The organism is Caballeronia hypogeia (assembly GCF_001544875.2).
GTDB lineage: Bacteria > Pseudomonadota > Gammaproteobacteria > Burkholderiales > Burkholderiaceae > Caballeronia > Caballeronia hypogeia.
This window is the reverse complement of sequence record NZ_FCOA02000010.1, coordinates 112,922-125,476: the sequence shown is the minus strand read 5'-3', so window position 1 is coordinate 125,476 and position 12,555 is coordinate 112,922. Positions and strand designations below refer to the sequence as shown.

The window sequence follows — 12,555 nt, the reverse complement described above, 5'->3', positions numbered from 1 at the left end:
CGCCAAATCGCGCTGAGCCAGTATTTGCGGGTTAGCCACACCTTGACGAAATTTTTGCTTCATATTAAAAATGATATGTCGCACCCCTGCGTCGATCAGCCAGAACATATAGTGGAGATAACATGAGTCAGCAACGCGAGGCGATCGATACGTATTTATTGCGCGTCTTGCACACCCTCCTGATGGAACGCAGCGTGACCCGCGCGGCCGTCAAGCTCAATCAGTCGCAACCCGCCATCAGCGCCGCGCTGCGCCGTCTGCGCGACATCACCGGCGACCCGCTGCTGGTGCGCGGCAAATCCGGCATGGTGCCCACCGAATACGGCCTGCGCCTGCTCGAACCGACGCAGAACGCACTGCGCGAAATCGAGCGCATCAAGGTCCAGCAGCACAACTTCGATCCGTCGACATCGGTGCGGTGCTATCGCATCGGCTGCCCGGATTACCTGAACGTGCTGTTCGTGCCGACCGTCGTCGAACGCTTCCGCCAGGCCGCGCCCAACGCGACGCTCGAGTTTCATTCGCTCGGGCCGGCGTTCGACTACGAACTCGCGCTGGAGGACGGCAAGCTCGATATCGTCGTCGGCAACTGGCCCGAGCCGCCCGAACAGTTGCACCTCTCCAATCTGTTCGTCGACAAGATCGTGTGTCTCGTCAGCAACACGCATCCGTTCGCCAAGCGCGGCGGGCTCACGCTCGATCAGTATCTCAACGCGCCGCATCTCGCGCCGACGCCCTATTCCGTCGGCCAGCGCGGCGCCATCGACGTGCATCTCGCGCGCGAGCGTCTGAAGCGTCACGTCGTCGTCACGCTGCCGTACTTCAATCTCGCGCCGTACGTGCTGATCAAGTCGGATCTCGTGTTCACCACGACGCGGCTGTTCGCGGATCATTACGCGCGCTTCCTGCCGCTCGCCGTCGTGCCGGCGCCGCTCGATTTCCCGCCGATGCAGTATTACCAGCTCTGGCACGAGCGCTGCCATTACTCCGATGAAGTGCGCTGGCTGCGCGGGCTCGTCGCCGAAGCGACGCGCTCGCTGATCGACCAGCCTTGACGCGATACACGGGGCGCTTTCGGGCGCCCCGCTTCATTTCCTACGCCCGGTTCGCCAACTCGCCCGCCAGCCGGTTGTGGCGTTCCACCACCGCGCCCAGATCGAGCGTCGTCAGGCGGCCTTCCTTCACCACGACCTTGCCGTCGATGACGCTCGTGGATACCTGCGACGGCGCGCAGAACACCAGCGCCGCCACCGGATCGTGCAGCGCACCCGCAAAAGCCGGCTGCGACAGATCGAACGACACGAAATCCGCCGCCATGCCCGGGGCGAGCGCGCCGATGTCATCGCGATTGAGCACTTTCGCGCCGCCGAGCGTGGCGATTTCGAGCGCCTCGCGCGCGGTCATCGCATCGGGCCCGAAGCCCACGCGCTGCAAAAGCAGCGCCTGCCGCACTTCGCCGACCATCTGCGCGCCATCGTTCGATGCCGACCCGTCCACGCCGATACCGACCGGCACGCCCGCATCGCGCATTGCGCGAATCGGCGCGATGCCCGACGCGAGCCGCATGTTCGAGCACGGACAGTGCGCGACGCCCGTGCCGGTGCGCGCAAACAGCTCGATCCCCGGCTTGTCCAGTTGCACGCAGTGCGCGTGCCACACGTCGTGGCCTACCCAGCCCAGATCTTCTGCGTACTCGGCCGGCGTCATGCCGAACTTCTCGCGGCTGTACGCGACGTCGTTCACGTTCTCGGCCAGGTGCGTGTGCAGCGAGACGCCGTACTCGCGCGCGAGCAACGCCGCATCGCGCATCAGCTCGCGGCTCACGGAAAACGGCGAACAAGGCGCCACGACCACGCGCAGCATCGCGTAGCGTCCTTCGTCGTGATAGGTCTCGATGAGCCGCTGCGAGTCCTTCAGAATCGCATCTTCCCTTTCGACGACGGAATCAGGCGGCAAGCCGCCATCCTTCTGCCCGACGCTCATGCTGCCGCGCGCCGCATGAAAGCGCATGCCGATTTCGCGCGCCGCGGCGATGCTGTCGTCGAGCCGGCTGCCGTTCGGATAGATATAAAGATGGTCGCTCGACGTCGTACAGCCGGACAGCAGCAATTCGGCCATCGCGGTCTTGGTCGAGACGTTGATCATCTCGGGCGTCAGATGCGCCCAGATCTTGTAGAGATTCGTGAGCCAGCCGAACAGTTCGGCGTTCTGCGCGGCGGGAATCGCCCGCGTCAGGCTCTGATACATGTGGTGATGCGTGTTGACGAGACCGGGAATGACGAGATGGCCGCGCATGTCGAGCACGTCGTCGGCGGTGGGCGGGAGTTCGCTCGTCGGTCCCGCCTGAACGATCCGGTTGTCCTCGATGTAGAGGCCGCCATCGGCGATCTCGCGGCGTTGCGCGTCCATCGTGACGAGCATGTGGGCGTTCTTGACCAGCAGGGTGCGTGGCATCGTTTAAGTCTCCAAAAGACGGCCGGATGAAAACTACGGGGAACCAGTGAAAAGCCCCGGTTACCCAGCGTTCGCCGCCGTCTTCGGGACGCCGCAAGCATGCATGGATGCCGCGCGCATCGACACTGTCCGCAGCCAAAAATTCGGACGCAATCAAGCTGCCGTCATAGTCCCCCTCAGGCCCGCGATATATTCGCGAATTTTGGCGGGGGTAGGATCGGCGAAAAGGCCGTGCGCAAGGGCGTCCGGCCCCGCCCGCCAAGGCTTACGGGTGGCTGTCATGCGTTGGGCATTATCTTTCCTATCGGGGGCGCACAGCGCATCTCAAATTCCTACAATGCTGTACACGGCGCGCATCTGAAACGCCGACGGGTATGTAGCCACTGACGTGGAGCCTCGATCCGCCGCAGACGCACTGTTTGTTCAAGGTGCCGAAATTCGGATCGATGCGCAAAGCCGGATCTCGCACAACTCAAGGAATCTGCGAAATGGGCAAGCTCACTACCCACGTCCTCGACACCGCGCACGGCCGCCCGGGCGCCAACATCACAGTCGAGCTGTTCGCGCTCAACGGCGACACCCGCCGCGCGATCAAAACCATCCAGACCAACGAAGACGGCCGCGCCGACGCGCCGCTGCTCGAAGGCGCCGAATTCGAAACCGGCGAATACGAGCTGTTGTTTCATGCAGGCGATTACTTCGCGAAGCTGGGCGTAAAAGTGCCCGAGCCGCGTTTCGTCGATCGCGTCGCGCTGCGCTTCGGCATCGCGGATTCGGCGTCGCACTATCACGTGCCGCTGCTCGTCTCGCCGTGGTCGTACAGCACCTATCGCGGCAGCTAAAACATAGATATCAGCACATCGCGCGCGTCCCCGATGAATCGTGACGATGTGCGCATAACAAATCGGTAGTGGAGGAGTTCATGGAAGGCTTTGTCACCGACTGGCTCAATCTCGTATTGCGCTGTCTGCACGTCATCGTCGCGATCGCGTGGATCGGCGAATCGTTCTACTTCGTCGCGCTCGACAACAGTTTGAAACCGCCTACGGACCCGAACGCGCGCCGTCGCGGCGTGTTCGGCGATTTCTGGCACGTTCACGGCGGCGGTTTCTATCACATGCAGAAGTACTCCGTCGCGCCGCAGGACATGCCGGAGAATCTGCACTGGTCGTTCTGGCCGTCGTACACCACGTGGATGTCGGGTTTCGGCCTGTTCTTCGTGCTGTATCTGCTCTCGCCCAGCACGTATCTCATCGACAAGAGCGTGCTCGACATGGGCCCGGTCGTCGCGGTCTCCGCCGCACTCGGGTTCCTGCTGGCAGGCTGGATCGTGTATGACTCGCTGTGCCGCCTGCTCGGCACCAACGACAAGCTGCTGGGCATCTGCGTCGGCATCTATGTGCTGGTCGCCGCGTTCGTCGCGTGCCACGTGTTCGCCGGCCGCGCCGCGTATCTGATCACCGGCGCGATGATCGCGACGATCATGTCGGCCAACGTGTTCTTCGTCATCATTCCGGGCCAGCGCAAGATGGTCGCGGCGATGCTCAAGGGCGAAACGCCGAACGCGATCTACGGCAAGCGCGGCAAGCAGCGCTCGGTGCACAACACGTATTTCACGCTGCCGGTGGTGTTCGCGATGCTGTCGAACCACTATGCGATGACCTACACGCACACGTTCAACTGGCTGATCCTCGTGCTGATCATGCTGGCCGGCGCGCTGATTCGCCAGTTCTTCGTGATGCGTCATCGCGGCCAGGTGCTGTGGTACATGCCGGTCGCCGGTCTGGTGCTGGTGCTCGGCGCCTTCGCCTGGACGATGCCCGCGCCTTCCGTGCCGGTTGCGCAAGCCGCGGGCGCGCCGACGATAAAGGTCGCCGACATTCAGCCGATCATCCAGCAGCGTTGCGCGACCTGCCACTCCGCGCATCCGACGATGATGGGCAGCGCACCGGCAGGCGTGTTGCTCGATACGCCGGCCGAGATCAAGCAGAATGCGCAGCGCGTGCATCAGCAGGCTGTGACGCTGAAGGCGATGCCGCTGGGCAATGTCACGCAGATGACGGACGCGGAGCGCCAGAAGGTGGCCGCGTGGTTTGCGGGCGGCGCGGTGGAATAAGCTTTCGCTGCCGCACGGGAATCACCAGATGCCCCGCTTCACACGAAGCGAGGCATTTTTGTTTCAGCGCGCGAAGTAGTCCTTCATCGCGCGAATCACGGCATCAATATCGTCCCGCGACACATCGCGATGCGTGACAAACCGCGACGCATAGAGCATTTGCGTGAGAATGCCGCGCTCCTTCAGAAACGCTTCGAGCGACGCGCAATGCGCGTCCGGAATGCGCGCGAAAACCATGTTGGTCGCGAGCGATTGCACTTCCAGGCCGTCGATTTGAGCGAGTCCGGCGGCGAGATGTGCGGCGTTGTCGTGATCCCGCGCGAGACCATCGACATGATGATCAAGCGCATGCAGACACGCCGCCGCCAGCACGCCCGATTGACGCATGCCGCCGCCCAGCACCTTGCGCCAGCGGCTCGCGACTTCGATCAACGCCTTCGAGCCGACCAGCACCGAACCCACCGGCGCGCCGAGCCCCTTCGAAAAGCAGATCGACACCGAATCGAACGGCGCGCACAGCTCGCCCACCGGTTTATCCGATGCCACCGCCGCGTTGAACACGCGCGCGCCGTCGAGATGCGTGGCAAGACCGCGATCGCGCGCGAGCTGCGTCGCCTGCGCGACATACGACGCCGGCAACACCTTCCCGCCGATCGTGTTTTCCAATGCGAGCAGACGCGTGCGCGCAAAGTGATTGTCGATGGGCTTGATCGCCGCCGCGATCTTGTCGAGCGGCAACGAGCCGTCGGACGCGTTTTCGATCGGCTGCGGCTGGATGCTGCCGAGCACCGCCGCCCCGCCGCCTTCGTATTTGTACGTGTGCGCGTGCTGCCCGACGACGTACTCGTCGCCGCGCGCGCAATGCGCCATCAACGCCGCGAGATTGCTTTGCGTGCCGCTCGGGAAGAACAGGCCGGCTTCCTTGCCGGTGCGCTCCGCGAGCGTGGCCTGAAGTTTGATGACGGTGGGATCGTCGCCCCAGACGTCGTCCCCGGTTTCGGCTGCGGTCATGGCCGCGAGCATGGCTTGGCTGGGACGGGTGACGGTATCGCTGCGCAGGTCGATCATCGTTGAGTGGCTCGTCAGTCGGGGAAATGAGCCGCTTATCTTAACGCCGTCAAAACAAAAAGACCGGCCATACCGCGCCGGTCCCTTTTTCAAGCCACGAAGCAACGCGTTACCGCAGCGCTTGTTCCGTCAGCCACAACGACTCTCTCAGGTCCTGCTCGTTGAGGTTATGCCCTTCGCCACCGCCGCGATCCACGACGATGTAATCGCTTACCTTCCCCAGCGCCAGCAGCGGGTGATGCCACACGCCCTTCGCGTAGTTCACGCCCTGCCATGCGCTCGTGACAAAGGCGCGAATCTTCGTTTCGTCGAGATCGCCCGCGGGCGCGACGACCACGAGATACGGCCGGTCGTCGAGCGGAATGAACGCCTGGCTGCCGAGCGGATGACGCTCCATCATCTTGCATTCGAACGGCAGCGTGCGCGGCTGCCCACGAAACAGATTGACGATGGCATGACCGCCCTGATCCGTCACATCGACGTTGCACAGATCGTGAAAGCGGATCGTGGTGCCGAGGTTGATCGGAATCTGTTTGGCGCCATCGAGTTCGATGACATCGCCATAAGGCTTGAACGCAGCGCGCGTCAACGGTTCGATAGCGAGCTTTTTCATCATGCGAGCGTCCCGAAAAGACGAAGGCGCGACACGCCGCCGTCGGGATAAATGTTGAAGCGCACGTGCGTCACCGGGCCGAGCGCCGCGACTTCCGACTCGAAGAAATGTTGCTTGTCCATTTGCAGCTTCTGTTCGCCGAGCAGCGCGGGCCAGAACATCGCCTGCGTGACGAGCGAGCTGTCCGTACCGCCCTTCACGTACGCTGCCTGCAGCGAGCAGCGGTCGGGATAATTGCCCTTGAAGTGCGCGGTATCCACTTCGACCTTCTTGATGATGCCCGGCTGCGCGAGCGCGACGATACACCAGTCGTTGCCCGGCTCGCGACGGCGGCGCGTTTCCCAGCCATCCCCCATGTTCACGCCGCGGCCCGGCATCAGGAGCGTCGATGCGAGACCGAAGTGCTGGTTGTTCGTGCCGACCATGTACGCGCCGTTTTCCATCGCGCCGAGATCGACGAGTTCGTTGCGGTCAGCGCGGCTCCAGTCGAGCTGCGGCTGGCCGTACACGCGCAGACGCGCGATCCCGCCGTCCGGATAGATGTTCACGCGCAGGTGCGTGAACGGCTGCTCCGACTTGACTTCGAGGTAGTGGTGGCTGTTGCCCTGCAACGTGGTCGACGGAACGATTTCGGTCCATTGAGCCGGTGCTTCTCCGTCAGCCGCATAGCCGCCTTCGATCGACGCCGCCGGCGGAAAATTGCCGGTGAAGTGACTCGTATCGACATCGATGCCCTTGATCACGCCCGGACGCGCCAGCTTGACGACACACCAGTCATAGCCGGTCGTGCGCTTGCGGCGCGTTTCCCAGCCGTCCATCCATTTGCCGTGATCGTCGTACTTGCCGGGAATGAACACTGCCGGCTCGGGGTTCAGCATGCGTTCCTTCGGCGCGAAGAAATCGTCGCTCGCCTCGAGTGCCTGCGCGCCCAGCCGCGGGTCCGCGAGATTCACATAGCGGCGCGTGAAATCGGGCGCGTTGGGATCGAGTGTCGGAATTGCCATTGTTGCGGTCCTTATCGTGACTTATCGTGTCTTGTCGTGACAGTGAATGCGGATCAAGCCTGGATCAGGTCGTTCAGCCTGAAGCCGGCGATCCGGTAAATCTGGTCGAGACTCGTGCGAAGCTCTTCGGTGCGGTCATGATTCACGCGCTTTTCGAAGTTCGCGATGATGCCGTGACGGTCATAGCCGCGCACCGCGAGAATGAACGGAAAGCCGAACTTCTCGCGATACTGCGCGTTGAGCGCTTGCAGCCTGTCGAATTCTTCCTGCGTGCACAGATTGAGGCCTGCGCCGCTCTGCTCGCGCGTCGATTCGGCCGTCAGTTCGCCGCGCACCGCCGCCTTGCCCGCGAGCTCCGGGTGCGCGTTGATGAGCGCGAGCTGCTTTTCATCGCCCGCCTGTTCGACGATGCGCGACATCGCTGCGTGAAGCGAATCGATGTCCTTGAACGGACGCTGCGTCGCCGCCGCTTCCGGCACCCACGGCGAATGTTCGAAGATGCCCGCGAGCACCGTCACGAACGTGTCGGCGGGCATGGTGTTGAGTTGGTCGAGTGTATAGTGCATCGCCTTCATGCCGCCGTCCCGTTGTTAGCTTTTTCGAAAGGATGTTGCTCGCGCCAGTGACGCGCGATGTCGATACGACGCGTGACCCACACGCGATCGTGCTTCTCGATGTGATCGAGGAACTTCTGCAGGCCGCGGAAGCGCCCGGGGCGTCCGAGCAAACGGCAGTGCATGCCGATGGAAAGCATCTTCGGCGCTTCGTCGCCTTCCTCGTAGAGCACGTCGAACGCGTCTTTCAGATACGTGAAGAAGTGATCGCCCGTGTTGAAGCCTTGCGGCGTGGCGAAGCGCATGTCGTTGGTGTCGAGCGTGTACGGGACGATCAAATGCGGCTTCTTCTCGCCGCCGGTGACTTCGACTTGCGTCCAGAACGGCAGGTCGTCGCCGTAATAATCCGAGTCGTATAGAAAGCCGCCGTATTCCGCGACCAGCCGATGCGTATTCGGGCTGTCGCGGCCGGTATACCAGCCTTGCGGGCGCACGCCCGTCACGCGTTCGATCGCTTCCATGCCGAGGCGCATGTGCTCCGCCTCGCGCTCCGGCGACATGTCCTGATAGTGGATCCAGCGGTAGCCGTGGCACGCGATCTCGTGCCCCAGTTCGACGAACGCCTTCGACAGTTCCGGATGACGCTCCATCGCCATGCCGACGCCGAAAATGGTCATCGGCAGGCCGCGCTTCTCGAACTCGCGCAGAATGCGCCACACGCCCGCGCGCGATCCGTATTCGTAGATCGACTCCATGCTCATGTGACGCGACGGATACGCCGCCGCACCGACGATTTCGGACAGAAACTGCTCCGAGCCGGGATCGCCGTGCAGCACGCAGTTCTCGCCGCCTTCTTCGTAATTGAGCACGAATTGAACGGCGACGCGCGCGCGTCCCGGCCAGTTGGCCTGCACCGGGTGGCGACCGTAGCCGATCAGGTCGCGGGGATAGTTCGGATCGATTGACATGGCTGGCGTGGAAAGCTCAAGCGTTAGGGGAACGGGATTGTCGACGATTCAGTTTAGCCAAAAGACCCGGACGCGCCCATACATCAGCGCAGATAATCCGGGTCACGTCGCGTGTATGTTTCGGCGGAAATCCGCCATCAGCGCGGACTGAAATCCGACAGGACGCCGTCGTACCGTTTCGCGAGCGGGCGCGCGTAGTCGCCGCGTTTCGCCGTGTGCAGCCTGAGCGCGACCAGCGCTTCCGTCCATTTCACCGCCGCCGTGACGCCCTCCACCACCGGCGCGCCGATCGCGTCCTCGACCTCGCGGCAAAATTCCGCCATGCCCGCGCAGCCGAGCACGATGGCGTCGGAGCCGTCTTCATCCAGCGCGCGGCGGCATTCGTCGATGATCGTCTGACGTGCGGGAGAACCCGGCACGTCGAGTTCGAGCACGGGAACGTCAGTCGCGCGGACGTTCTTGCAGAAGCGCGTCATGCCATAGCGCTCCGCCAGATGCCAGGCCATGCCGACCGTGCGCTGCAAGGTCGTCACCACGGAAAATCCGGGTGCGATCACGCTCGCCGCGTGCATCGCCGCTTCCGCGATGCCGATGACCGGGCCGCGCGCCAGTTCGCGCGCGGCGTAAAGGGCCGGATCGCCGAAGCAGGCGATGACGTAGCCGTCGAAGCCCTGCTTTTCGCCAGCCTCGATTTCGGCCAGCAGCCCGAGCGAGGCGACTGCTTCGTCGTAGTAGCCTTCAATGGACTGCGGGCCCATCGTCGGGCTGACGGCGACGATCTCCGTGCCGGGCGCGGCGACTTCGCGGGCGCAGCGGCCCATCGAATCGGTCATGCGCTGCGTGGTGTTCGGATTGATCAGTTTGATGCGCATTGCTGTTCTCCACGTACTGCTTCGAAAGGTACTCTCAGGTTCTATCGTTCGTTATAGGTCCTTCGCTCAGACGGCGCGCTTGCGATCCGCGAGGAAGTAATAGAACACCGCACCCAGACCCGCTCCGATGAACCACGAGAAGTTTGCGGCGCCTTCCAGCGAGGGCAGCATCACACAGAGAATCGCGATCACGGCAGCCGGCAGGAGCGCCATCACCGCGCGGCGGTTCACGCCCTTCGTGTACCAGTACTTGCCTTCTTCGGACACCGTGTAGAGATCGTCGACCACGAGCTTGCCGCGCTTGACCATATAGAAGTCGAGGATCAGCACGCCATACAGCGGTCCGATGAAGCTGCCGAGAATGTCCAGCGTGTAGTGGATCACCGCCGGGTTGTTGAACAGGTTCCACGGCGTGATGAAGATCGACGCCACCGCCGCCAGCATGCCGCCCATACGCCAGCTGATCAGCTTCGGCGCGACGTTCGAGAAGTCGAAGGCCGGCGACACGAAGTTCGCCACGATATTGATGCCGATGGTCGCGATCGTGAAGGTCAGCGCGCCGAGAATGACAGCCGACGGATGATCGATGCGGCCGACGGTCTCGACCGGATCGGTGATCAGCTGGCCGAACACCGGAAGCGTCGCGGCAGTCGTGATGACGGTCACCAGCGAAAACGCCAGGAAGTTGACCGGCAGACCCCAGAAGTTGCCGCGCTTCACGCTGCGGAAGCTCTTGCCGTAGCGCGAGAAGTCGCCGAAGTTCAGCATCGGACCGGAGAAGTACGACACGACGAGCGAGATCGCGGTGATCATCACGGGAATCACTTCCATGCCGTGATACTTCACGCCGCCGAGATTCAGGCCAATGTTCTTGAGACCAGCGCGCCACACCATGTAGCCGGCCAGAATGAACATCACGACATAGACGGCGGGACCGGCGAAGTCGATGAACTTCTTGATCATCTCCATGCCGCGCCAGAACACGACGGCCTGCAGCACCCAGAGCAGCATGAAGCCCGCCCAGCCGAGCGCCGAAAGCCCGACGAAGCCGTACTTGTGCACGTCGGCATAAGGCATCAGCGACGGCACGAACTTGAGCACGACGATGACCAGCGCGCTCGATGCCAGATACGTCTGAATGCCGTACCACGCAACCGCGATGAGCCCGCGGATCACCGCCGGAATGTTCGCGCCGAGCACGCCGAAGGTGGCGCGGCACGCGACCGGATACGGCACACCCGCGACCTGGCTGGGCTTGGCGATCATGTTGCACAGCACGTTCACGAAGCCGATGCCGATCAGGAGCGACACCAGCACTTGCCAGCTAGTCAGGCCGAGCGCGAACAGGCTGCCCGCGAACACATAGCCGCCGACGCTGTGCACGTCCGACATCCAGAACGCGAAGATGTTGTACGCGCCCCAGGTCTGGTGCTTGAGCGGGGCGAGGTCCTCGTTGTAGAGCCGGTCGCTGTAACCGGCGGGAAGCGTGGAATCGTGTCCTGATGATTCTTCGTATTGCGGCAGGGCTGAGCTGCCGGGTGCACTGACTTGGGCCATGACGTCTCCTTCATTGGCTGCTTGCGTAATGAAAAAACTGCAAATACTCGAGTGAAGCTTCGATCGGATACCTTCGCTGATGTCTCGAATCAGCGCGGCATTCTTGGATTTGCGTTTGCGTCGCGGGGCGTCGTGCCGAGGGCGCGCGGGACTTGCCCTGCGCGCCCGCCCTGCGGCGGATTTCATTGCACGCTCGCGTGAGCGTCCTGTCTCTGTGCGATGCACGGCGCGAAGTTTTTGCGCGTGCGATTCTCCACGCGCCCGGCGCGGGCGCGCGGGGCACGGTCTCCAAATATTTAGTCCTGCTATTTTCTTCCGATGGCAGATGCTTCGATCTGCCCTCTCACTGCTGTTCGTTACGCGTCGAGCGCCTTCTCGCGTTCGGCGGGTCTCGAGAATACTTCCTTCAGATCGACCGCGCCGCGCGCCGGCCGCTCCAGCATCTTCAGCTCGACATCGCGCAGATGTTGCGCCATCAGGGCGGCGGCTTTTGCCGCATCGCCGGCGTCCAGCGCCGCGAGGATGTCTTCGTGATCCTCGAACGAGCACGAACTCTTGCCTAGCGATTCATACAGCGCCGAGATCAGCGTCGAACGCGCGACGAGTCCTGCGAGACATTCGCACAGCACCGTGTTGCCGGTGAGCGCGGCAAGCTCGGTATGAAACTCGCCGGAGAGCCGGATCCACGATGAAAAGTCGTGACTCTCGAACGCGCGCCGCTCGCGGCCGATGGTCGCGCTGATCGACTTGAGCCGGCGCGTGCCGTGGCCCTGCGCGATTCGCTCGACGACCGCCAGCTCGATGATGCGGCGCATCTCGAACACCTCATGCACTTCCTGCAGCGACGGACTCGCGACGAACGCGCCGCGATTCGGCTCCAGATCGACGAGCCGCTCGTTCGCCAGTTGGGAGAGCGCCTGGCGGACCGTGCCGCGCTTCACGGCGAATACTTCACACAACTGCGCTTCGGTAAGCTTGGCGCCGGGCGCCAGACGATGCTCGAGGATCGCGGCGCGGATGTTCTCGGCGATCGACTCGGCATTCGCCCCATTCAGGGCGCCGGCTGAAGCATTCGATACAGCATTGCGATGAGTGTCGGACATGATGTGCTCGCTTGCATGATGACCATCTTAGAATCGACATAAAGATTGTCAACAATTCATTTTGGGAATCGGCGTCATTCCGCCTGTTTTGGGCTGCGCTGCTGCGCTAAGCTCCAGTACTGGCGGTGGTTTCAAGGCATTACGAAAGTTTTTGTCGTCATTGTCAGCACTTTTTTGTTGACAATTGCTTGTCGAGATAGCGTTCAGCCATTGTTTGCGGAAAGCGCAAAATCAGACCGTTAGTTG

12 protein-coding genes are annotated in these 12,555 nt (G+C 62.7%); 3 read left to right on the top strand and 9 right to left on the bottom strand.

All coding sequences use genetic code 11. From position 1 onward, the window contains the following. Positions 1-122: 122 nt before the first annotated feature. Positions 123-1,055, top strand: a complete 933-nt coding sequence (locus AWB79_RS17030; protein WP_008349998.1) for a LysR substrate-binding domain-containing protein — start codon at positions 123-125, stop codon at positions 1,053-1,055. Between the two features lie 40 nt (positions 1,056-1,095). Here the strand turns inward: AWB79_RS17030 and AWB79_RS17025 are convergent, their stop codons facing one another. Next, the gene (locus tag AWB79_RS17025) at positions 1,096-2,454 is read right to left on the bottom strand and encodes an 8-oxoguanine deaminase (protein WP_061168593.1); all 1,359 of its coding nucleotides are present in this window, start codon (positions 2,452-2,454) and stop codon (positions 1,096-1,098) included. A 488-nt stretch (positions 2,455-2,942) separates the two neighbouring features. Between AWB79_RS17025 and uraH the strand changes: the two genes are divergently transcribed. Continuing rightward, complete coding sequence (uraH, locus tag AWB79_RS17020; RefSeq protein WP_061168592.1) at positions 2,943-3,296, top strand: hydroxyisourate hydrolase; 354 nt, start codon at positions 2,943-2,945, stop codon at positions 3,294-3,296. An 80-nt stretch (positions 3,297-3,376) separates the two neighbouring features. Continuing rightward, entirely contained in the window at positions 3,377-4,570 is a 1,194-nt protein-coding gene (locus AWB79_RS17015) for a urate hydroxylase PuuD (protein WP_061168697.1), read from the top strand. A 63-nt stretch (positions 4,571-4,633) separates the two neighbouring features. Here the strand turns inward: AWB79_RS17015 and ltaE are convergent, their stop codons facing one another. The 8 genes from ltaE to AWB79_RS16975 all read right to left on the bottom strand — a co-directional run bounded on the left by ltaE (position 4,634) and on the right by AWB79_RS16975 (position 12,309). Then, positions 4,634-5,638: a low-specificity L-threonine aldolase gene (ltaE, locus tag AWB79_RS17010; RefSeq protein WP_061168591.1), complete on the bottom strand. Its 1,005-nt coding sequence runs from the start codon at positions 5,636-5,638 to the stop codon at positions 4,634-4,636. Between the two features lie 109 nt (positions 5,639-5,747). Further along, positions 5,748-6,251, bottom strand: a complete 504-nt coding sequence (locus AWB79_RS17005) for an ureidoglycolate lyase (RefSeq protein ID WP_061168696.1) — start codon at positions 6,249-6,251, stop codon at positions 5,748-5,750. Beyond that, positions 6,251-7,255, bottom strand: a complete 1,005-nt coding sequence (gene alc, locus AWB79_RS17000; protein WP_061168590.1) for an allantoicase — start codon at positions 7,253-7,255, stop codon at positions 6,251-6,253. The genes AWB79_RS17005 and alc overlap by 1 nt, the downstream gene beginning before the upstream one ends. Positions 7,256-7,308: 53 nt before the next feature. Next, on the bottom strand, positions 7,309-7,830 hold the full coding sequence (uraD, locus tag AWB79_RS16995; protein ID WP_061168589.1) for a 2-oxo-4-hydroxy-4-carboxy-5-ureidoimidazoline decarboxylase: 522 nt from the start codon (positions 7,828-7,830) through the stop codon (positions 7,309-7,311). Continuing rightward, complete coding sequence (puuE, locus tag AWB79_RS16990) at positions 7,827-8,777, bottom strand: allantoinase PuuE (RefSeq protein WP_061168588.1); 951 nt, start codon at positions 8,775-8,777, stop codon at positions 7,827-7,829. The genes uraD and puuE overlap by 4 nt, the downstream gene beginning before the upstream one ends. Before the next feature lie 137 nt (positions 8,778-8,914). Then, positions 8,915-9,649 carry an aspartate/glutamate racemase family protein gene (locus tag AWB79_RS16985; protein ID WP_061168587.1) on the bottom strand — a complete coding sequence of 245 codons (735 nt, stop codon included), beginning with the start codon at positions 9,647-9,649 and terminating at the stop codon, positions 8,915-8,917. Between the two features lie 66 nt (positions 9,650-9,715). Further along, entirely contained in the window at positions 9,716-11,206 is a 1,491-nt protein-coding gene (locus AWB79_RS16980) for an NCS1 family nucleobase:cation symporter-1 (protein WP_061168586.1), read from the bottom strand. A gap of 356 nt (positions 11,207-11,562) precedes the next feature. Next, the gene (locus tag AWB79_RS16975; protein WP_061168585.1) at positions 11,563-12,309 is read right to left on the bottom strand and encodes a GntR family transcriptional regulator; all 747 of its coding nucleotides are present in this window, start codon (positions 12,307-12,309) and stop codon (positions 11,563-11,565) included. Positions 12,310-12,555 lie beyond the last annotated feature (246 nt).